Annotated in this window: 24 protein-coding genes; all 24 read right to left on the bottom strand. The window is 35.5% G+C overall.

Features of this window, described 5'->3' with window-relative positions:
• Positions 1-4: 4 nt before the first annotated feature.
• Positions 5-997 (bottom strand): hypothetical protein, encoded by a 993-nt coding sequence (locus HBB17_RS01575; RefSeq protein ID WP_167955150.1) that lies wholly within the window; start codon positions 995-997, stop codon positions 5-7.
• An 8-nt stretch (positions 998-1,005) separates the two neighbouring features.
• Positions 1,006-1,812, bottom strand: a complete 807-nt coding sequence (locus HBB17_RS01570) for a phage tail protein (RefSeq protein ID WP_167955148.1) — start codon at positions 1,810-1,812, stop codon at positions 1,006-1,008.
• A complete protein-coding gene (locus tag HBB17_RS01565; RefSeq protein ID WP_167955146.1) occupies positions 1,806-2,366 on the bottom strand; it encodes a phage tail protein I in 561 nt (186 codons plus the stop codon). Before HBB17_RS01565 ends, HBB17_RS01570 begins: the two co-directional genes overlap by 7 nt.
• Entirely contained in the window at positions 2,359-3,510 is a 1,152-nt protein-coding gene (locus tag HBB17_RS01560) for a baseplate assembly protein (protein ID WP_167955144.1), read from the bottom strand. The genes HBB17_RS01565 and HBB17_RS01560 overlap by 8 nt, the downstream gene beginning before the upstream one ends.
• Positions 3,510-3,818, bottom strand: a complete 309-nt coding sequence (locus HBB17_RS01555; RefSeq protein WP_167955142.1) for a lysozyme — start codon at positions 3,816-3,818, stop codon at positions 3,510-3,512. The genes HBB17_RS01560 and HBB17_RS01555 overlap by 1 nt, the downstream gene beginning before the upstream one ends.
• Positions 3,815-4,213, bottom strand: coding sequence for a phage tail protein (locus HBB17_RS01550; protein ID WP_167955140.1), 399 nt, complete (start codon positions 4,211-4,213; stop codon positions 3,815-3,817). Before HBB17_RS01550 ends, HBB17_RS01555 begins: the two co-directional genes overlap by 4 nt.
• Positions 4,214-4,228: 15 nt before the next feature.
• Positions 4,229-4,609, bottom strand: a complete 381-nt coding sequence (locus tag HBB17_RS01545) for a hypothetical protein (RefSeq protein ID WP_167955138.1) — start codon at positions 4,607-4,609, stop codon at positions 4,229-4,231.
• On the bottom strand, positions 4,609-5,835 hold the full coding sequence (locus tag HBB17_RS20405) for a LysM peptidoglycan-binding domain-containing protein (protein ID WP_238483648.1): 1,227 nt from the start codon (positions 5,833-5,835) through the stop codon (positions 4,609-4,611). Before HBB17_RS20405 ends, HBB17_RS01545 begins: the two co-directional genes overlap by 1 nt.
• Position 5,836: 1 nt before the next feature.
• Positions 5,837-6,028: a tail protein X gene (locus tag HBB17_RS01535; protein ID WP_167955136.1), complete on the bottom strand. Its 192-nt coding sequence runs from the start codon at positions 6,026-6,028 to the stop codon at positions 5,837-5,839.
• A gap of 8 nt (positions 6,029-6,036) precedes the next feature.
• Positions 6,037-9,516 carry a phage tail tape measure protein gene (locus HBB17_RS01530; RefSeq protein WP_167955134.1) on the bottom strand — a complete coding sequence of 1,160 codons (3,480 nt, stop codon included), beginning with the start codon at positions 9,514-9,516 and terminating at the stop codon, positions 6,037-6,039.
• Positions 9,517-9,648: 132 nt separating this feature from the next.
• Positions 9,649-10,002 carry a phage tail assembly protein gene (locus HBB17_RS01525; RefSeq protein ID WP_167955132.1) on the bottom strand — a complete coding sequence of 118 codons (354 nt, stop codon included), beginning with the start codon at positions 10,000-10,002 and terminating at the stop codon, positions 9,649-9,651.
• Between the two features lie 12 nt (positions 10,003-10,014).
• Positions 10,015-10,539, bottom strand: a complete 525-nt coding sequence (locus HBB17_RS01520; RefSeq protein ID WP_167955131.1) for a phage major tail tube protein — start codon at positions 10,537-10,539, stop codon at positions 10,015-10,017.
• Between the two features lie 2 nt (positions 10,540-10,541).
• Positions 10,542-11,987, bottom strand: a complete 1,446-nt coding sequence (locus HBB17_RS01515; protein ID WP_167955129.1) for a phage tail sheath family protein — start codon at positions 11,985-11,987, stop codon at positions 10,542-10,544.
• Positions 11,988-11,990: 3 nt separating this feature from the next.
• Positions 11,991-12,293 carry a hypothetical protein gene (locus HBB17_RS01510; RefSeq protein ID WP_167955127.1) on the bottom strand — a complete coding sequence of 101 codons (303 nt, stop codon included), beginning with the start codon at positions 12,291-12,293 and terminating at the stop codon, positions 11,991-11,993.
• Positions 12,290-12,757, bottom strand: coding sequence for a hypothetical protein (locus HBB17_RS01505; RefSeq protein ID WP_167955125.1), 468 nt, complete (start codon positions 12,755-12,757; stop codon positions 12,290-12,292). Before HBB17_RS01505 ends, HBB17_RS01510 begins: the two co-directional genes overlap by 4 nt.
• 26 nt (positions 12,758-12,783) lie before the next feature.
• Positions 12,784-13,416, bottom strand: a complete 633-nt coding sequence (locus tag HBB17_RS01500; protein WP_167955123.1) for a hypothetical protein — start codon at positions 13,414-13,416, stop codon at positions 12,784-12,786.
• On the bottom strand, positions 13,413-13,739 hold the full coding sequence (locus HBB17_RS01495; RefSeq protein WP_167955121.1) for a hypothetical protein: 327 nt from the start codon (positions 13,737-13,739) through the stop codon (positions 13,413-13,415). The genes HBB17_RS01500 and HBB17_RS01495 overlap by 4 nt, the downstream gene beginning before the upstream one ends.
• Before the next feature lie 4 nt (positions 13,740-13,743).
• Positions 13,744-14,022 (bottom strand): hypothetical protein, encoded by a 279-nt coding sequence (locus HBB17_RS01490; protein WP_167955119.1) that lies wholly within the window; start codon positions 14,020-14,022, stop codon positions 13,744-13,746.
• Positions 14,023-14,031: 9 nt separating this feature from the next.
• Positions 14,032-14,367 (bottom strand): DUF2190 family protein, encoded by a 336-nt coding sequence (locus tag HBB17_RS01485; protein ID WP_167955117.1) that lies wholly within the window; start codon positions 14,365-14,367, stop codon positions 14,032-14,034.
• 14 nt (positions 14,368-14,381) lie between these two features.
• Positions 14,382-15,887, bottom strand: a complete 1,506-nt coding sequence (locus HBB17_RS01480) for a phage major capsid protein (RefSeq protein WP_167955115.1) — start codon at positions 15,885-15,887, stop codon at positions 14,382-14,384.
• Positions 15,888-15,900: 13 nt separating this feature from the next.
• Positions 15,901-16,506 (bottom strand): HK97 family phage prohead protease, encoded by a 606-nt coding sequence (locus HBB17_RS01475; protein ID WP_167955113.1) that lies wholly within the window; start codon positions 16,504-16,506, stop codon positions 15,901-15,903.
• On the bottom strand, positions 16,460-17,944 hold the full coding sequence (locus tag HBB17_RS01470; RefSeq protein ID WP_167955111.1) for a phage portal protein: 1,485 nt from the start codon (positions 17,942-17,944) through the stop codon (positions 16,460-16,462). The genes HBB17_RS01475 and HBB17_RS01470 overlap by 47 nt, the downstream gene beginning before the upstream one ends.
• A 3-nt stretch (positions 17,945-17,947) precedes the next feature.
• Positions 17,948-18,166: a peptidylprolyl isomerase gene (locus tag HBB17_RS01465; RefSeq protein ID WP_167955109.1), complete on the bottom strand. Its 219-nt coding sequence runs from the start codon at positions 18,164-18,166 to the stop codon at positions 17,948-17,950.
• A complete protein-coding gene (locus HBB17_RS01460; protein ID WP_167955108.1) occupies positions 18,163-20,019 on the bottom strand; it encodes a terminase gpA endonuclease subunit in 1,857 nt (618 codons plus the stop codon). The genes HBB17_RS01465 and HBB17_RS01460 overlap by 4 nt, the downstream gene beginning before the upstream one ends.
• Positions 20,020-20,036 lie beyond the last annotated feature (17 nt).

The following is a 20,036-nucleotide window of genomic DNA, read 5'->3' as shown; positions in this document are numbered from 1 at the left end:
CTCCTTAATTTCCTGCTATTCCACCTGCTATCACTTGTGTATCATCAACGGTTACATATGTCCAATTTATTCCATCATAAGAGTATCCAAATGCATTGTCAGAAGTACCCAAGAATTTATCGCCATCGTGTGAAATTTTAAATATTCTCTTTGGTGGCGTATATGCATTCCATGTGATACCATCATAAGAATAGAAATTACCACTAAATAATGTACCTACTAAAAACATACCATTTGCAAATATCATGCTAATAGCTGTAGTGGATGCGGTTGTTAAAATATTTGATACTAAAGTCCACTTTTTAGTTGATAAGTCTAATGTACTAAACCCTTTTCCGTACTCATATGCTACAAATTTCCCTTTGCCATATGCACCCACAACCATTCCAACTCTTCCTGCTTCTGCACTTATAGATGAAGTTGTCCCATCGGATACATTGTATAGAATTTGATATCCATTGTACGGTATTATAAGAATATATCCCTCTCCATAGACAACATCTGTTACTGTTGAACTACCAGTTACACTTATACCAGTCCAATTTATACCATCAGAAGATAGATAAAGATATTGATAATAAAAAGCAACAAACTTGTCGATCTCCTCAAAGTATTTTATATCGAAAGGATAATCATTACCAGTAGCCACCATGCTGCTAAGTATAGGTGTCCATGTAACACCATCATATGAATAGTGTATTCCTGCATAGTCCGAATCACTGTTTGGGATTATTAATACAAACCTTGATTTACTACATGCAACTCTACTTGACCGCCAAGCATTCCTTATGTTACTAAGTTTTATGGATACTGGAGTTGCTAAATCAGTAGATACATATACCTCGTCAACGTAATCGCTTGAAACACCAGAAGTTGCTATTGCAATTATTCCCCTAATCGCACTCCATACTTTAGTGCTCCCAACATAGACGGCTTTTATTTTATTACTCCCTGCGCTTATTGCTTTTACCTTGTTACTTCCAATATTTATACTCATATAATCACCTATCCCATCACAAAATAGATTGTGTTAGCATCAGGGAAATCTGGAAGTACTGTTACAACTGATACTGAATATCCGCCTACTTTTGTTGAGTTAGATGCACTACCTGCACTACCTGCACTACCTGCACTAGCTGCATACTTAACGCTCTTATCAGCATCTGCAGTATTATCTACATTTCCGATACCCATATCAGTTTTTGTAATATTTACAGTCAGCGCAGCACTACCGTCATAGCTTCCTTTATTAGTACCGTTTGCTTGAATTGTTAATTTATTTGGATTAGGCAATGAAGATGGTATTGATGGTATATCTGTTATATTTGCTTTCTTTTCAACTTCTTCTTCTAGTCTTTGAAACTCACTTACTGTTATAAATACAGCCTCTGGATTAATTGTAAGCTCTACTTTACTTGCATTTCCAAATCCAATTACTAATTCTATAAACTCCCTTAATATGATTGTTCCAATTCCTGGACTAAAGTAATCTGCATCAGTTCCGTCCACACTTGTATACGCATACAAGATTTCTCCTTCATCAGGATCTATTGCATAAATTCCAAGTTCTTTAATATAGAATCCAGTTTGTAAGTTTTCATTTGTGAATGTTGTTCTTGCATTTATAACATTTCCTTGAAGCTGAACATATTCTATCGGTTTCTTTAGGATTTCATTAGCTAGACTATCCACTGATTCGCTTATTGATTTCTCACCATCACCAATTCCCATATTGGATAATGTTAGTGTATTTGTCGTTACCTTCGCAAGTAATGCTAACCCTTTGCTTGTTATAATAGGATTTCCTAACATGTTGCACCTCCTACCCTAATAAATTTAGTTATACTTATACCACTTGCTACCTTTACTTTTCTTGTAAAATATTCCTCTTTATCAAAACCCTCTAAGTTTGATCTTGCGTTTTTTACATTATCTATCATAGCTGCGAATTTTTCCATGTTCTCTCTTGTGAGTTGTTCACTTGTAGTGATTTTGAACATAAATGGATTTCCACCATAGTCAAACCATTCCTCTACACTTCCATTTCCTATCACAGTTACTAATAACTCCTTAACTGCTGCTGCGGTACCCGCTTTCATATACCACGGTAATGTATTCTTTATTAACTCTCGTTTAATTTCAATATTTAACTTTTCATCATAATATTGGGTTCTTAATTCAAGTGCTAAATAGTCAAGAATGTTTTCAGGTAACTTGTCTATGTTCGTATAGAGTTCGATTCGCTCCACTCTATCTAAAACATATCTACATGCCTTTCTTAATGCATAACTAAACGCTATTACTTCATTAGATTTTAAGTTATCTGGGAGTAAATCAAACAATTCCACATCATATAAACTAATCATTTTCAATCCCCCCATATGTTACAGTTTTAGTTGTCAGCTTCGCAATTTGCTTATCTCCTATTACCGTATAAGTTGGACTTGTTACTACACATCTCTTCGCTCCTGCTGCCATGACAAGCTTAATAAGCTCTGAATCGGTTATGTCTCTACCTATCTTAATCTTCTGCCATGTGATATATCTTTCGACTGCTGCCTCTACATCTTGTTGTATTTTAACAGCCTTGTTTGAATCCGATTTTCTTATCCAATATTTTAAGTCAATGCTATATTCAATTTGATCTGGTGCTGCTACTATTACATTGTCTGTGAGAGGTCTCTTATCCTCTGCACTTAGATAAGCTTGCATCTGTTGAATAACATCAGTTCCTGGTATTTCACCGTCAGTAAGAAGGAATCTAATATCTACAGTTCCTGCGCTTGGATTATCTACCTTAACATCAATAACTTCTTGACTAAACGCTTTTGCATTAGCCTCATAAGAATCAATAGATCCTGCTACACTGTAAGTCGATGGTGCCATGAAAATTCTATCTGCCAAACTATCATCACTTTCAATATCACTACCACCTACTGTAACTGTCTGATTATCGACTTTTGATATATAGTTAACAGGATCTACAAGTGTACTAATCTCTCCTGCAAATATACCGTTGCCCTGTTCTCCAGCTTCTGTACAATAAACCATTATATCTATATATGTATCGCCTGCTGCTATCTCTGCTACTTCCGTCGTTTCAAAGAATATACTTCCTTGTGTTACTCTCGTTCCTTCTGGTATAGTTATTGCAAATTCTTTGCTCTCATCAATGTAAAATCGTTCTGTACAATATGCTTTCTGCGCTTCTTTCCTAGTACAATTCTTAAATGCCCCTAACTGATCCAAGAACTCCGAATAGGAATATTTGATTGTGTTTCGTTTTCCCGTAGCATCAACTTTGACAAGGATTTGATATAATATAGAGGTCGTGGCATTTATTAACAAACGAAATGGGCTTGTTTTGGCTAATACTGTTGTCTTTCCTTCTAATTCACTATTCATTTCATTAAAATCTGATATGAAATTTTCTAGTAATTCATCAAGTGTAATATCATCGATGAAGCTTACCTCTGGTAAATTTGATAGTACATCTAATGTACCTGGCATTACTCTTCATCTCCTTCCTCAGACTTTTTAATTTTGATTACTGGTATAATCTTCCCGTCTTCACTGTCTTCAAAGCTGACATCTACTTCTACCCTTGGCTCATAAACCTCTGTTTTATTAATAACCTCTAGTGCATACATATTTTTTGCAAGTTCAGTCGGATAACCTATAAAATCTTGATTTAAACCGTATACTCTATCAAGAGGTATTGTTCCCTCTGGAGTAGTGTATAATGTTTTTAAGCCTTGCATAATTTCATCATCTTCACTAGTTGTTGTTTTGAATATTATCTTTGGCTCTTCCATCATACGTATTCCTCCATCGTTATTTGTCCAATAGCTTGTACAACTTCGCCCTTTGACATTACGTAATTCCACTTCTCACTCAAACTAACTATTTTCCACTTATTCTTTCCAACCTTTTTTCCACCTATAACAAGATTTGCAACTGTACCATTTTCAATTGCTTTTTCAAGCTTTTCTAACTGCTTTCTAGGTTTTACACCCAACATAGCATTCAATTCTATTTCAAATGATACCTCTCGCAAATCTGGACCTAAGAATTCGCTTTTGGGTTTCTTGCCTATCCTCTCATGATTTGTCCATCTTGCTGATACCTTTTGACTAAAGTTATTAAACGTTAGTATCTTTTTATCATTCGTGCTAAAAACCAAAACCTTTCCAAAGCTCCCCACTTTTGCCATACTACCTCCTGCCTCCTACAAACTTGTAGTCCCTTTGTTAGATTGAATGACTACGTTATCAGCTTTAATAATTATTGTCTTTGTGTTACTGTCATATTCTAAATAAGCCTCATTCAAGGCATTGCTTAACTCTTTTCTGAATAATCCTTTTCCCGTCTTATAAGGCTTGTTACCGTCACTCCAAAATGTTCCTAACGCTATTCCAAATGAGCTGCCATTTGAAAGATGCAACACTACTACCATATCACCTATGTTTGGCATCTTATATTCGCCATTTAGCGATAAATAAGGAATAGAATCTGTAACATCATTATCACGATCAGGATATGTTACTCTAATCATTCCATTTTGAAAGTCTATACTTGATACTTCCCCAGTTCTTATATTATCTTTCATTAACTCTCCTCCACATTTGGTATTACAAGTTCCGTTCCTGGCCATATCCAATGACCATTACTAGAATTTGCTTTACCATGTTTCTTTGCAGTACTTTCTATTACTTCCTTGTTAGCCTCATAGATCACTTTCCATTTAGTCGGTGTTCCGAAGTATTTCTTACTGATAGCCCACAATGTGTCACCTTGTTTGACTATGTAATTACCATTTACACCAGCTTTTGACTTACTATCTTTTTCTCCAATTCTATTTTGTATAAGTCGAAGCGTTAGTGTCATAGTATAGCCAGAACCAATTGTATGTACTACCTTATCAACTGCATACTTACCATTCAATTTTCCTAATCCCTTAATAGTTACATTAGAAGTAGCTACTATTTTCGGATTTGCCATTATAGTGATTTTCATAGTAGTCATCTTCTTGTTAGCATTGTTTATTTTAGCTTTCGCTATCTTTTCTGCATCTGCTTTACTGTCTGCCTTTTCACTGATTTTCAATATACGTTTTCCTTCTCCAACTGTGATTGATACATCTTTCTTTGTTTTTGGGTTTGTATAAGATATCTTTGCCGCTGTATATGTCTTATTTGTCGTTGTGTCATAACTCCAGCTTTTTATATTCGATTCATTGATTGTAACAACTGATCTTTTCTTCTCATACTTTGACTCATCAAATATAATGATTTTGGAAGAGTACACTTTCATACCAAGTCCATACTTCTCACATAAATCGAATAGAAAGTCACAATCATTTTGCGATTGCTCAATTGTCTCTATGTCTATTCGTGCTGCATCGTATACTAGCTTCACATTTGCTCTCTTAGCGATTTCTTTAGCTATTTCTTCAATCGTTACTTTCTTGTACGTTTTATTGCGATCAGTAGTTTTAAAACTTTCCTTTACTGGTAGCGACAATGCTCCAATGTCTGCTACCAGTGGCCTGCCACTGAAAGAAAACTCATCAAGTGTAAATTCTCCGCACTTAAACTTCTTTTCTCCTGTTTTTGACCAATTAACAAGTTTAGTAGATACTATTAGTTTATCTCCTTTAGCTGGAAACCAAGCCCCCAGCCACTTCTTATCAATATTACTTAGTTTTATGCTTATACTATCACTTTCTCCAGATGCTACGTCCGTATATGTAAAAGATTGTAGGTAGTCACTTAGTTTTGTCGCTACATTTTTACCATTGTACGATATGATTACCGATGCTTTTCTTCCTTGCATATTAATCCCTCCACTCTGGTAATTGGTCATCCTTTTCTTCATGTTCAGGAGTATTTATTTCAGTACCAGCTGAGAAAACTACTATATCGATATGCTCATAATTTGCTTGCATTAGAAAACCTGCTAGCATTTCATCATCATACACTTTCTTAGCTATTAAATCCCATGTATCTCCTTGTACTGTCTTATACATAATTCCTCCTAACTGAAGCTAAAGTCTTTAAAACCTCTTCTAGACTTTTGAGCAAAGTATCTATCCATCTTTTCTTCAAAGTCTTGTTCTGCTTGACGCGTAGCTTCTAGAATATCTTCCTTGCTTGTTGTTCCACCATTAAAATTAAAATTCATAACTGGACTATATGCAATCTGATTGCTATTTGAATAACTTGACTCTTCATTCGTTACACGATCTACATTACTAGATAAGTCACCAAAAGAATCTTTTGTGTTTAACTTTTGATTTGCTAATGAATAAGCATTTATCTTTTCATCATATACACCCAGCATTTTACCTGCTGTTTGCCATAGACTTATTGCATTTTGGGAACCGTCTAAGGGAATTGCTGCTTCAGGACAATCTTCTGCAAATGTTGCTAACGTTGGATTTGTGATTATTCCACCTGTTGCGTAACCTGGTATTTGAGTATTAGTAGATGTATTTGATTTTACGTTTGCATTAATATTTAAAGGAATAGATACATTAATTCCCTTACTAAATATGCTTGTTGCATTCTTTTGTACTGAGTTATATAGATCATTAACTGCCTTAGTTGTTAGATACGTATTATTCTTTACTGCATCAGCAACTTGTTTTGGAATTTCACTGCCACCTTGTTGCATAGTCGTAATAACTCTTGCATACTCTGGACTATTTGTTGCTTCATTAGCAATATATCCCCATAAGCCAGCTTCATTCTTAGAAATAGCTCCTAGTACTGTACTATCCGTTAAAGCTTTGTTAATTTCATCTGGTATCTCTAGCCCTACATCTCTATATTGATTCTTTAATGATTGTAAGCTTTCTACAGATGGTTTCATTAAATCGAATAACTGAGATATAGCAGCTTGTGTTGACTTATCTAATCCATCATAGTCAGCCATCAAACTATCTGTAATAATAGTGTCCCATGCAACATCTAATGATTCTCCTGTAAGTTCAACACGCTCAAGAGCTCCATTCATAGTGTCTTCAACAAGTTTTTGAAATTCTGGTATTTTAGTTGATAGTTCCTCTCCATATTGCTGTACAATCGTATTTGTTTGGAAGTCTGTTGCCTTCAATTCGATATCTTTAAGGTCATTAAGATACTGTTCTTTTGCTTGTTCTAATGACGACTGATATGTTGCATCGTCCATATCTCCTGCATCAAAAGCAACTTTAAAATGTGCTATTGTCTGCACATAAGAATCCTCTGCTGCAGCCTTGGCTGCTTCTACTTGTTCACCTATCTCAGACTGTAAGTTCTGAAAGCTTTCCGCTGTAAGTTCAGCACCGCTGTAATTCAACTGTATTGCAGATAACTTCGCATCAAATTCTGCATCAGATAACATACTCGTTATATCCGACATCTTTTGCATGTACTCTGCAATAACTGTAGCCTCATCAATATCTAACATTCCATCTTCGAATGCTTTTGAAGAATACTCTGCTAGTTTTTTCCCTTCCTCTTCAACAGTACCAATCAGTTTTTCGTAGAAACCATTCATGGACTCTTTAACCTTATCTCCTTCTGAGTTATCTTGAATATATAGGTCCATAGCAATTTTCATTGAATACTGATCCTGAAGAAGAGTTTCCTGTGTATCACTAATAAATTGAGTAACATTTGATAAATAAGATTCCTTTTCTGCATCCGAAAGTTCCATACCGATTGACACTTTCCAGTTTGCTTTATTAATCTCATTAATTGCATCTGTCATAGAATTGAAATATGTATCTTTTTTATCAAATTCACTCATTACCTGTTGCATCTTGCTAAGAACACCAGTGTCTATAATATGTGCTGCTGCCTCTTGCAAATCTTCCATTGATAACGATATGGTTCCAAAATGTTCAGCCAGATTTTCTTTTTTCATCTCATTATTAAGATTTTTAATATACATAGCTAATCCTACTGTTCCACCGATTGCAAGACCTACAGCTGTAATTGATGCTGCAAAAGGATTGGTTAGTATCCCCGCAAGAGATGAAAATGAAGTTGCTACAGATTTAACGCCTTTTGCAATCTTGTATGTAGCAATAACAGAACCAATGCCAGCAAGGGTAGAAACCACTACATTTGGATTCTTAATTAACCATTTACCGAAATCAATGAACGGATCTGCAAATGCTATGAACTCCGTCTTAAACTCTTTCAAATATCTCTTAGCTGTAGGAATCTTAGTAGTAAAAGAACTAATCATCTCACCAATTGAGTTATTCTTTTTCATTTTATCTGATATTCCATTTACGAAATCAGTTGCATATTTCAAACCATCTGCCAGTGGTTCACGCATATCTTGATATACTGAAATTCCAACATCTTTAATGCTATTCTTAAACATTCCCAATCTGCTTTCAAATGTAGCATACCTTTGATTTGCTTCATTCGTTAATGCAACATTATCTTCCCATGCTCCATTAGCAATATTGATAGAATTAGAAAATAAATCTCCTGCATTAGATGCTCTCAATAATGCATCTCTTAGTCTTACTTCTGTAATTCCCATACTGTCTAGTACCGCAATAGCACTCATACCGTTTCTTTCTGTATTTTGAAGCCCTTTAACAAACTCAATTATTGCACCTGTTGCATCTTCCTTAAAAGCTTTTTGGAATTCACTTGCCGTCATGCCTGCAACTTTTGCATAATCTTTTAATCCATTCTTTCCAGTTTCAACAGCTAATTGCATGTTTACCATTACCTTAGAAAAAGCACTGCCTCCAGCCTCTGCTTCTATTCCTACAGAAGATAAAGCTGCTGCAAAACCAAGAATTTCTGATTCACTCATGTTTACCTGCGCTCCTGCTCCTGCTAATCGCATTGCCATGTCGGTTATTTCAGATTCTGTTGTTGCCATGTTATTACCAAGGGCAACGACGGTACTTCCAAGTTCATCAAACTCATCTTGTGCCATTCCTGTGATATTGGCAAATCTCGCGAATTGGGTTGCCGCATCTTCACTTGTCATATTTGTAGCAACCCCTAAATCCGCCATTGTCTTAGTAAAACTAGATATATTTTTTGTCTGAATACCAAGCTGCCCTGCTGCCTCTGCTATACCAGCTATTTCTTCGGCTGACATTGGCATACTCTTGGCCATGTTCCTAATATCTTCTTCTAGTGCTGTAAACTCTGCATCCGTTGCATTAACTGTTTTCTTAACACCTGCAAATGCACTTTCAAAATTAGATCCTACTGTAACTGCTGCTGTTGCAACTGCTGCTATTGCTATTGCAGCTATTTTTGCTGTTTTTTCAACTGCTTTTAATGTCACCCTTGCCTTATTACTAAATGCTTCGAATCCTGCTCCTGCTTTATCAAAACCTTCTGAAAAGCTTTGACTAAAACTCTTTGCTGTAGTGTTTGAGTGTTTCACAATATTATCAAGTTCTTTCTTCGTTAGCTTAGTACTGCTATAAAATGATTTTTCTATCTTTCCAGCTATTTTAATAGCTAACTCATTTTCTTTGCTTGCCATATTGAGAAATCACCTCCTCACACGTTTTTTCTAATTCGTACAATGACAAGTCAAGGTAAAAATCTAAACTTGTCATTGTTAACCTTGCTAGTCTTATTGCTAATTTTCTTATTTGGTTTCCGCTATCTGCGTTTAGTCCTGACCGTACAAAAAACCTGTTACCTTATTCTTTAATCTAATTGATTCTCTTGGGTGCATACCCTCGAAGAACTCAATTGGCAATTTGGTTGCTCTTGACGCTAGAACGCAAGCATATTGCAGGCTCATCTCTGGAATAAAACTAAATGAACCGTTTCTATCTAAGACTTTTTGTGCTGCAATCATATCTTTACCAGTTAGATTGTCTAACCCAGATAAATCAATTTCTCTGTATTCTTTCCCTTCGAATGTATATGGTTTTTTGAATGTCATAATCATGTTGTCATCTACTAATTCAGCCTCTACTACTTCTGTATCCTCTGTTACTTCTAATTCTTCTTTTTTCATCTCATTGCCCTCCTAGCATTGATTTCTTACTTTTTCTAGTACGTCTTTACCGTTTACGATATATTTACTATTAAGCTTGTCTAATTCAAGCTTGGTCTGCCCATCAATCTCAATTAAGATGTAGAGTAACTCTATTGAAACAGATGCGTCCATCTGTTCACCTTTCTTAAGCTTTCCACCCTTGAATGATAGCATCTTACCTCTAACCACAACTCTCATACTTAAGTAATCAAGTGCTGCTGTATCTCTCGTTGTATACTGCTGTGAACCTCTTAGAGTAAGATCTAAGAGTTCTGTCGGGTCCATAAGACTAAATATATCATCTTCAAGCATTCTGAACGGAATATCCATCTTCATACTCGAAAACATACCGATAATAGCTGTTTCATATTCTCCAAGTACTCCAGCCCCACTAATTGTTGCCGTGATTGCGTCCATATCTGGAAGTGCTACTTCTCCTGATATTCCTACAAGTTGATTGCCTTGTTTATACACGTTATAATTATTAATTACCTCTGGTATTTTGTTCTTATCCATGCTTATTCGCCTCCTAACGCTGATTCAATCATTGATGGGTCAAATTCTAGGATATTAAGAATATCCTCAGCTGGTGTATATGGTGCTAGATATTGTCTAAATACAACCTTACCATCTAAAATACTCTCGATTGGGTTATCACTTGTTAAATATTGAATTTTCGCACCAGCACACATACCTTGGGCTGTATAGCTATTTCCTTTAATATTTTCTGCATCAACAATTGATTCTATAAGACGGAAATTTGTTAATTCATCAACTTTGTTAGCAAAGTCAATAATGAAGTTATTCCCCCACCAAGAGAAAAATCTTCTGCAACAAATCCAACGGTCTTTTGGATCATTAATTTCTGGATAACATGCCGTATTGTTACCCCAACTCTTCCAACCACCAAAATTCAAAGCTGTCACGATACCCAGCGCATTAATTTCATTTGCTTGCACTTGGTCAAGCATCACCTCTGTACCATCAGTCAATACTGTAGCGGATACCCCTAATAATTTATTAGATGGTGATAAATTCGGAACATCTGAATTGTTTGCATCCGTATAATAAATTAATGCTGCTAATAAAGCCGAAAAACTATAGATTACATCATCAATCTTAAGCATTGGCCATGTAAGTATAGCATGGCTACTTACAACCCCTAATGTTTCCTTTGCTGCTTCTAGTTGAGTGTATTTCTTTACTGTTGATGTATCAAAATCGATAATACATTCCGTATTGAATACCCCGTTAATCTCTGTGCACTTTGCTACCATAGCAGCTGCTACAATTTTGTTCTTCGACCAACCTGGCGCAATAATCAAACCAGGAGGAAGATTAAACTTTGGATATACCTGTCTTACTAATTCAAGACCTGTTTCCTTTCCTGTTTCCGAATCATATCCACCTATTACATCACTTGCAGTTACTTTGCTAGGATCAATACTATCGCTTGTGACTTCAAGTGATGTAGCTGATTCTCCAGCACCGCCTGCTACAAGAGTAATAGACACATAACCTTTATCATCAAATTCAAGAATGTAGTCCTTATTTACTGTTAATTCTGTCGTATCTTTTTTTACTACTACTGTACTTAACAAAACACCCATTTCATCATACATAGCTTGATTGTTATTAACTTGTAACGTTTTTTCTGCATTTGCCTTTTTATGTTTAGTTGGATCTAGGACATTACAGAAAATGATTGGTGCTACCTTGAATACTTCAAATGTAGCTTTCATGCTTTGACATAACGTATAGTTATCAAAATCCTCTGAATAACCTAATTGTCTCTTAGCCTCTTCCATTGTGTTTGCAATAATCAATTTGTTAACTGCACTTGATAGATCTGCAACTAAATTGATGGGTGCTGTTCCAAATACAACTTGTGGCCCATTCTTGCTTACAATTGGTGCACTAAGACTTGTAGGGTTTTCCTTTGTTCTAACTCCATGTTGATACATACTCTATTCCTCCTTTAAACTGTTTTTTACTTTGCTATATAGAGAGTAGTACGCACCCTTTTTAAGTGCTATCTGTCTTTGTGCATCTGACAAACCTTCAATATCAATTAAAAGTCCTCCAAGCTCTGGTTGGCTTTTAATTCGTTCTGATACTCGCTGATCAACACCGTTGTTAAAGATTGTATTATTTTTTATTACTCCTGGTATTGTGGGCCCTATATAGATTACTTGCTTTGGTTCTCTCTTAGCTGCTTTTTTTGTTTCTTCTGCTGTAACTTCTGCTGTTATATTTTTCTTTGTTGTCATGCAAACCTATCCTCCTTCTTAAACATTCTTACTTTGAATTCCATTCCCATTGCTCCATAATAGTAAGGATACATATCATCGTCTTGAAGCACCCAATCAATATCATTTACCCGAAAATACTTGTTCGCTAACATTGGGTTTTTATAAAATCGTTCATATATTTTATTAATTATATTCAACACGTCTTTGTGCCCTTGATTTTGTAAATCATCATCGTATGTAGCAATCAGTAATTCTACTTTTACAGCTTCATCTTCATTTACTATCTTTCCTGAATCAAGTTTTATGATTATGTATGGAAATGGTTCTTCTGATTGATCCTCTTCCTCTTCATCATACCTGTCATACTCAATTTTGATTTTAGGTAAAACTTGTTCATAAATTTTAATGCTAGTATACTTTCCAGTATTGTTTGGGTCCTTTAACCTGACTTCTCCTAAAACCTTTTCCAGTTCTTCTTTCAAATCTTCCTGTAAGAAAATTGATGTCATTAGTTTCCCTCCAATACTTTGGCGATATGTTTATCTAAAGATTCTTTTAGATAGTCATTAGCCTTTTTCTCAACCTTGCTACAAACCAAATCCTCATTTCCAACCATCTTAACAATTGAGTTACCATAAAATTGTTTTATTGCATCTCTTCCCGTAGTCTTTTTTCCATTCTTTAGTGTTCTACTTCCATGTCCTTTCATTGTTTTCCCTGGTGTTCTTTGAAAGATACCAACATGTCCATTGCTCATTTTTGCTACGAAAGATTTAAGGTCTTTACCATTATGGTCTGCACCAGATAGTGTCAAAGGTTTAAGCTTGTTTCTTTTAATTGCTTTTGCTCTTACTGAGTCATCTGCTACGTTCTTGAATTGAACAAGTGGTATTGGTTTTCCTGTAACAGTAACAACTGCAACAATCTGCTTATTCGTTGCCTTTTTGATAGAAATAGCTTTATTAATACCGCCAACCTTAGCTGTATAGTTTTTTTTCACCTCAACTTTAAGGTCATTTTTTAACATCTTAGCGGTATCATTAATAGACTTTTTTAGCACTTCTGGTGCTTTTACACTCATATAATCAAGCTTTAGCTCAATCATTTTCAATGCATTTTCATCAACTTTAAAAGTAATCAACCTTTATATGCCTCCAATGTTAAAGAATACATACAATTTTCTGCAATCGCATCAATTATTCTATAATCATACTTGTCTAACTTTATAATTCTTCCTATACGTGGCAAAGGACCAAAGTCCTCTGCCGCAACATAGATAAGCTTTTGTTTTAAAAATAATCCATCTGCCTTATCTTTGACTTTCTTTTCACGTTCTAAGAGTTCTATTCCATCTGTTATTACACTCATCTCTTTACCATCAATACGATGTTTTTCCGAAAACTCATTATCATTAATGAATGTACTCTTAATATCTTGTTTAATTATATCCTTGAACGTCTTCATACGATCACTTCCAAACTGCTGCTTCTGCTTCAATCCATGCATTTACCATTTCCATATTCGTTGTTGGAAGTTGATCACCAACTTTGTATTGATGTGATTCGAAAAGAATTGGATAAGTTGCATAAAGTTTTTTAATTTTCTCTTTTTCCTCTTCCTGATTATCCTCTTCTCTCCGAGGCTTTTCTTCTTGAACTTGTTCTTCTTTTACTTCTGTAATTTCATCTTGTTGCACTGGTACAACTTTCTGTTCTTTCTTAGGTTTATTAAGCGTTCTGCCTGCCATACAATCACCTTAACCTTTCAACTTAACCAGCATCTTGGTATCTGCGGCTGCTACTGTTTGAACTGCATATCCAGCTAATGTATTACTTGTAGCTGTTTCAGTGAACCCATCATTTGTCGCATCGTAATATACGTCTGTACCAGCGGTAATTTCATTTGTACTAATCTTATTTACTTCAAATACACCTTCCATTACAAGAACTCCAGTCTCCCCTGGATTGATCGTATTACCAACTATACCAATCCTAGTTCCTAGTTTTACGACTGTATTAGTAGCAATAGCACTTGTTGTACTATTTTTATAATCTAGCTGTTCGCCTTTTTGCCAATATGTTGCTTTACTCATACCTCTCTACCTCCTTAGAATGGACTTGCAATAGTAGTTCCTGGATTCTTAACAATACCTCTATAATCCATTACACTAATACCCCAGTCTAAATATATATCCCATACAAATCCAAGTGTTCCTGGTGATTCCATACGTCTAATTGTTGGAATTTCATTACCGTTTAAGTAATCTACTTCAATTGAATCAGTGTCCGATTTATCACCAACAACAAACCATGGAATAGCACCTGTACCAGCTAATACATTAAGTGTAGGATCTTCAATAACCTCTAGCATCTCTCTGTATCTGTATAATGGATTGGCTGCTTGTGTATTGCTCGTTGTATTGATTGTTGCGCTATTAAAAATTTCATATACCGCAAATGAATAGCCAACAGGAACAACAAAATATGTAGGTCTGATGATCACTGCATCTCCAAATTCATCTGTTTGCATCTGTAATGCTAAGAACATCTTTTGTACTGCATCCGCTGTAATTCCTGTTCCGCTTGCTAATACATTCTTGTGTGCTGTAGTGAATAGTTTTGTTCCATCATAAATTACAGGATTGTTAATTAAGATGTTGTATACCTGTTTATTCTGTGTCTTTCTTGCTGCTGTAGCGTATTTAGATGGAATTTTCGATAAGAAATCAATATCATCATTAATAAATGCTTGTCTTGTCATTGTGAATTGACGAGCATATGTCTTTAATTTACGTGTTGGCTTTTTCTCATCGGAAGGAGTGTCATGTTTAATTTCAGCTCCCTCAGGTACTTCTAAGAATTCTCCAGCTGGACCTGCAAGATAATTATTATCATGCGTCTTAAAGTCTTTTAATGTTCCCTTCTTTGTCCACTTATCAAAGGTAACAGCTGCTGTCCTGTGTCCCTCCACATATGCCTTGTTAATAGCAGTATCAAGAATTGCTGGGAATGCTGCCGTTGGATTGAAATACGCTCTTGTAAGTCTTCCAAATAGTTCATCTGTTGACATTCTTAAAAGCCCTTGTTCGCCTTCTTTTTCTAATGCTTCAATTGCTAAATCTCGAAGACTCATTCCCATTAATTCTCTAGCACCCTCTGACGGTTTCTCAATATTAACACCACCACGCATTACAAGTGCATCTGCTGCTGCTTCTCTGTACTTATCTTCTGAATCTTTGGTTACATCAATTCCTCTTTGGTTAAGAGGTTGTCCGTCTGCTTTCATCTTGTCCAAGATGGCAGTTCTTACTTGATCTTGATTAGTTCCATCACTAATGTATCTTTGTAGATCTTTATCATCTACACCAAAATCTCTACACATCTGTGTAATTTCTGCAATACGTGTTCTTTCCTGTTCTAATGTTGGTTGGATTGTATCAGGTAAAAGTGCCTTGATTTGACCATCAACCTCATCAATCTCACGTTGTAAATTGTCAAATTGTGTTTGTTCTTCTGATGATAAATCTCTCTTACCATCTTTAGCTGCTGTTGTTAATTGCTTCTGTTGTTGCACTAATTGAACTTTTTTAGCTTTTAGTTGTTCTAAAGTCATTTTCATTCCTCCTCTATATACTGTTACTGTTGATTTGTACTATCGCCTCATAATAACTAAGCGAACGTTTATCAGTGTCTTCTATTTCTTCCAGATCTCTTCCTACACCAACAGTAGAATCAGCTGGCACTGATACAATTGAAATTTCATATGGGAACCACCTTTTCGCTATTGTGCATGGTCCTTTAAATCTTCCATCTTGTGATAGTTGATTCACTGCTACTTCTTCTGTTGTACAAATTCTGTAGCCAATTGATACACCTTTCAGCGTATCATTCTTAACTTTTTGATAAATGACTTCGGATTCTGCATCTTCGTCAAATTCTATTTCTGCATATCCACGCTTGTCTTTAATCCATACTTTGTTAACTTTACCAATTACTTTATCTCTATTATGGTTAAATAACACACAACCCATCTCAGATAATCTTGTTAGATCAACGCAACCATCATTATGATCTAGAATTTCCGTTCCAAACCATCTTTCATATGGTTCTTCACTTGAAAATGAAATTTCAAATTTTCTGGACTCTTCTCCTCCTAGAGCTCTAATAGAATTCACTCCTAGTTCCCTAGTTAGGTTTTCCGTCTGCTTGACTTTCTTTGTACTCTTTGCCAAATACTACACCTCCCATCTCTATTCCTAATTCTTTCCCATATTCTAAAACGTCGGCCATCTCTTTCATTTGCTCTTTCCAGTCCTTACCGTTCTCTGCTGCAATCTGTTGGAACGTTTTTTGTCCTGTATACATAGCAATTTTATTAGCATTAGCCTCCTTAACTGGGTCAATCCATTTGCGTGGTGCTTTAATCCACTCGTGTTTTAGATATTTTCTTTTGTTAGTCCAAAAATCTTTTATATCTACTAATCCAGCTAATACACATGAGATAACAAATGTTTCATAAATCTCACTCATAATATCAGTTAGAAGTTCAATCTCTTCTAGATACGTCTGTTCATCTTCGATTAATCCTTGCCTTGCGGATGAATAATTTGTTTCCGACATATCTCTTGATGTAGCCTCATAAGATATACCTTGCCCTGCTCCAATTAGTCTTTGTTGGAGTTTTGTATAGCTTGTAGCATCTGCTGCCTGTCCTGAAGGAACTACTGTTTGAATTTCATCTCCTGCATTAAGTTCTTTAATCATACCTGGTGCTAGAGTTTTTCCATCATATTCACTTTTTCCATTCTTTTGCGTTCCTCTACCAAATCCTCCTCCACTACCAGACGGCATACATTTTTTAATAAATACGGATAAACATGCTGCTATTCTCTCTTTTACAGATACAGCAACCATAAATTCATTTACATCTCTAATTCTTGTAATAGTCTGTGTTGTATCAGATATTTCTCTTACTTGCGACGGTCTTTTCTTTGTAAAATAGAAAATAACGTCTTTTGCATCAAGATAAACTGGTTCATGTTCTATGATTCCATCTATCGAATACTGTTTAATCCAATAGCCTACTGCCTTGTTGTAATGATTGTACTCAATTCCACCAGATACGATGTTTCCTGGTTTACTTGTAAAAACTCGACTAGTGTCTAACTCATCAACTTCAATCATTTGAAGCTTAAACGGTACCAATCCGCCGTCCGTATATCGTTTTACAAATAGGATTCCACCATCAATTTTCTTTCTAACTACCGCCATTCTAAGGATTTGATTAAAGCTCTGTGTCTCAGTAACATCACAGTTTTTCTTTTTACACCATTCTTTCCATAATTCTGTAAGTTGTTGATTCAACTTTTCATCATCAGTTTTAACCTGTATTGTATAGCCTCCACCGATAACATTTCTTTTGAATGCACCTGTTACTGAATTCATCATGTCCGAATTACGTTCCAGGTCTCTTGCCCTGGCTCGTATTGTATCTCTTGACATTCTGTCTGTATCTTCTGCTGATTGATTAACAGCTCTCCAATTTGCATTCATTCGACTATAACTTGCAGCATCATAACTCTTTTGCTCTTCTAGGTTTTGCCTCCATGCTTCTCTAAGAGACCCCCACTTAGGAGATACAAATTGTATTGCACTATCTAACCAACTCATAATCTACCTCCCATCGAAGAACGCCACATATGTATCATCAAGTAAACCAGTATTTCCTTGTTCTTGGTTCTGCTCTGCTCTTAAATCATTACGCATTTTATACAACATATTAAGATCTGCTCTTGTAAGTGTTCTTGACCCAATTTTGTATGACTGTCCACCTAACAAGATACTTTCTATCGCATTCTCAACATTACTGAGCATATCACTTGTTTTACTCATTCTTGTCCTCCTAACCAACCTTCATTTTGATTTATCCACTTTTCTTCATTGCTACTCTCCTGTACTTTTTGTTCTTTCTTAACTTCTTCATTCTCATCATCTGTTTGAAGGTGTAATGTTCTAACACCTAATATGTCTGCTGCTGCAAATGCATACACTTCACAGTCAAGATAATGATTGTCTGCATGAGATGTTTTTTGTTTCCAAACTTGTATAGTACGATTACCACTCTTTTCATTTACCTTGTGTTCGCTAGTCACTTGCTTGGCATACTCTTCATCACAACCTTTATATACAAGCCATCTACCATTTCCTTTATCTTTCAAAAGTCTACTTGCAATCATATCCTTGTATTTACCACCATCTACAACAACAAGATTCATCCCATATGCACTAGAAGTAGCTTTATTTACCTTGGATAACTTGTAATGAGATAACATAGGGTTAGATGCACCTTTACAAGGTAATGCCCAATCACTATTGCTTGCGCAGAAATCATAGATATCATCTGAGTTATAACCTGAATCCAGTAATACCAAATTTACAATAAAATCAGTTCCATCTCTTACCTTAAACGGTAGATTCATAACCGTCTCAATTTCATTTAGTGTAAATGCTTGTCCATGCGCAATATTTTGACTAGTTATATGCTTTCCCCATGCTCGTATGGTCCAATACAAGCAATTCTCCTGAACGTCAACACCACCTGTTAAGAGCTCTGTCCACTCTGGTATCTCGTACTGTTCATAATTTGTTTGTCTTTCTAGTACGAGGGATTCACTTGTTTTCAACTTTGTATCTTCCCAAGGTTCTCCTAACCATGAATTTACAAAGTTTTGTAACTTTTCTGGATCATCTTGTGATTCTAGAAACTCTTTAGCTGCATCTTCCCAATTCACGAAGATACTATATAGTGAGTTAATCCAAAACGATACACTCTCAGGTTTTCCAATGTTTCTCTTAGTTACTGTTACCCACTTACCAGCTCTTAACATTGCTGGCTTTTGGTTGTTCTCTATCTCACAACCACATTCCTGGCAAAAGTATTTTGCTGTCTTTGCTCTATCCAGCACACTAAGACTTTTATCTTTATCAAATATTACTTGTTTCCACTTAAATTCAATGAATTCTCCACAATGGGGGCATGGCATGACAAAATGTCTTACTTCATCTGCTGCCTCATGCAAAGACCAAACATAATTTGTTTTCAATGTTGGTGTAGAACATGTATATATCTTTCTTGTGTATTTGAATGTCTTAGTTCTCTCTAAAGCAAGATTGTATGGTGATGCCTCTTTCTTAGATGCTCCACCTATTTTGTCAATTTCATCAAAGAATAAATATCTTATTGCTTTAGATGCTAATTTAGAAGGTGATGCTGCACCACGTAGATATAAAGTCATCCCTTTAAACTTTAATTTAAGTTCTTTTGATGAATTCTGATAGAATCTATCTCTTATATCTTTGCTCTTAAGAAAAGCTGGCTTTAACTTATCGTTAGAAATATCTTTTGCCAAATCATCACTTGGATATACCATCATAGCAGGTGAAGGGTTCTGTGTTACTATCCAGCCAAGCATATTAATAAGTGCCTCTGTTCCTCCTACTTGAGAAGGCTTAACAAAGTTAATATTGTGAATGTATGGATCATTGAAGCAATTCATAATCTCAACTAGATATGGTGTAACATTGTTACTCCATCTACCTGGCAAACTACTAGATTCATCAAGTATTCTATATTTCTCTGCCCATTCACTTACTGTTAATTCTTCTGGTCTAGATAGTGCTTTCTTAATTATGTTTCTGAATAATTTTTCTGTCTTTTTTCTAGATCTTGCTCTTTCACTACCCACAGTTAACACCTACTTAT

The organism is Anaerosporobacter faecicola (genome assembly GCF_012070565.1).
Lineage (GTDB): Bacteria > Bacillota > Clostridia > Lachnospirales > Lachnospiraceae > Anaerosporobacter > Anaerosporobacter faecicola.
Note: the sequence above shows the minus strand (reverse complement) of the source record. Positions and strands in the feature narration are given on the sequence as shown.

Bases quoted from the DNA above. Each gene is read 5' to 3' on its own strand.
- HBB17_RS01575 (WP_167955150.1), bottom strand. From the start codon at position 997: ATGAGTATAAATATTGGAAGTAACAAGGTAAAAGCAATAAGCGCAGGG.
- HBB17_RS01520 (WP_167955131.1), bottom strand. From the start codon at position 10,539: ATGGATAAGAACAAAATACCAGAGGTAATTAATAATTATAACGTGTAT.
- HBB17_RS01510 (WP_167955127.1), bottom strand. From the start codon at position 12,293: ATGACAACAAAGAAAAATATAACAGCAGAAGTTACAGCAGAAGAAACA.
- HBB17_RS01480 (WP_167955115.1), bottom strand. From the start codon at position 15,887: ATGACTTTAGAACAACTAAAAGCTAAAAAAGTTCAATTAGTGCAACAA.
- HBB17_RS01565 (WP_167955146.1), bottom strand. From the start codon at position 2,366: ATGATTAGTTTATATGATGTGGAATTGTTTGATTTACTCCCAGATAAC.
- HBB17_RS01515 (WP_167955129.1), bottom strand. From the start codon at position 11,987: ATGTATCAACATGGAGTTAGAACAAAGGAAAACCCTACAAGTCTTAGT.
- HBB17_RS01485 (WP_167955117.1), bottom strand. From the start codon at position 14,367: ATGAGTAAAGCAACATATTGGCAAAAAGGCGAACAGCTAGATTATAAA.
- HBB17_RS01555 (WP_167955142.1), bottom strand. From the start codon at position 3,818: ATGATGGAAGAGCCAAAGATAATATTCAAAACAACAACTAGTGAAGAT.
- HBB17_RS01530 (WP_167955134.1), bottom strand. From the start codon at position 9,516: ATGGCAAGCAAAGAAAATGAGTTAGCTATTAAAATAGCTGGAAAGATA.
- HBB17_RS01465 (WP_167955109.1), bottom strand. From the start codon at position 18,166: ATGAGTAAAACAAGTGATATGCTCAGTAATGTTGAGAATGCGATAGAA.
- HBB17_RS01570 (WP_167955148.1), bottom strand. From the start codon at position 1,812: ATGTTAGGAAATCCTATTATAACAAGCAAAGGGTTAGCATTACTTGCG.
- HBB17_RS01535 (WP_167955136.1), bottom strand. From the start codon at position 6,028: ATGTATAAGACAGTACAAGGAGATACATGGGATTTAATAGCTAAGAAA.
- HBB17_RS20405 (WP_238483648.1), bottom strand. From the start codon at position 5,835: ATGCAAGGAAGAAAAGCATCGGTAATCATATCGTACAATGGTAAAAAT.
- HBB17_RS01525 (WP_167955132.1), bottom strand. From the start codon at position 10,002: ATGAAAAAAGAAGAATTAGAAGTAACAGAGGATACAGAAGTAGTAGAG.
- HBB17_RS01545 (WP_167955138.1), bottom strand. From the start codon at position 4,609: ATGAAAGATAATATAAGAACTGGGGAAGTATCAAGTATAGACTTTCAA.
- HBB17_RS01560 (WP_167955144.1), bottom strand. From the start codon at position 3,510: ATGCCAGGTACATTAGATGTACTATCAAATTTACCAGAGGTAAGCTTC.
- HBB17_RS01550 (WP_167955140.1), bottom strand. From the start codon at position 4,213: ATGGCAAAAGTGGGGAGCTTTGGAAAGGTTTTGGTTTTTAGCACGAAT.
- HBB17_RS01490 (WP_167955119.1), bottom strand. From the start codon at position 14,022: ATGGCAGGCAGAACGCTTAATAAACCTAAGAAAGAACAGAAAGTTGTA.
- HBB17_RS01495 (WP_167955121.1), bottom strand. From the start codon at position 13,739: ATGAAGACGTTCAAGGATATAATTAAACAAGATATTAAGAGTACATTC.
- HBB17_RS01470 (WP_167955111.1), bottom strand. From the start codon at position 17,944: ATGAGTTGGTTAGATAGTGCAATACAATTTGTATCTCCTAAGTGGGGG.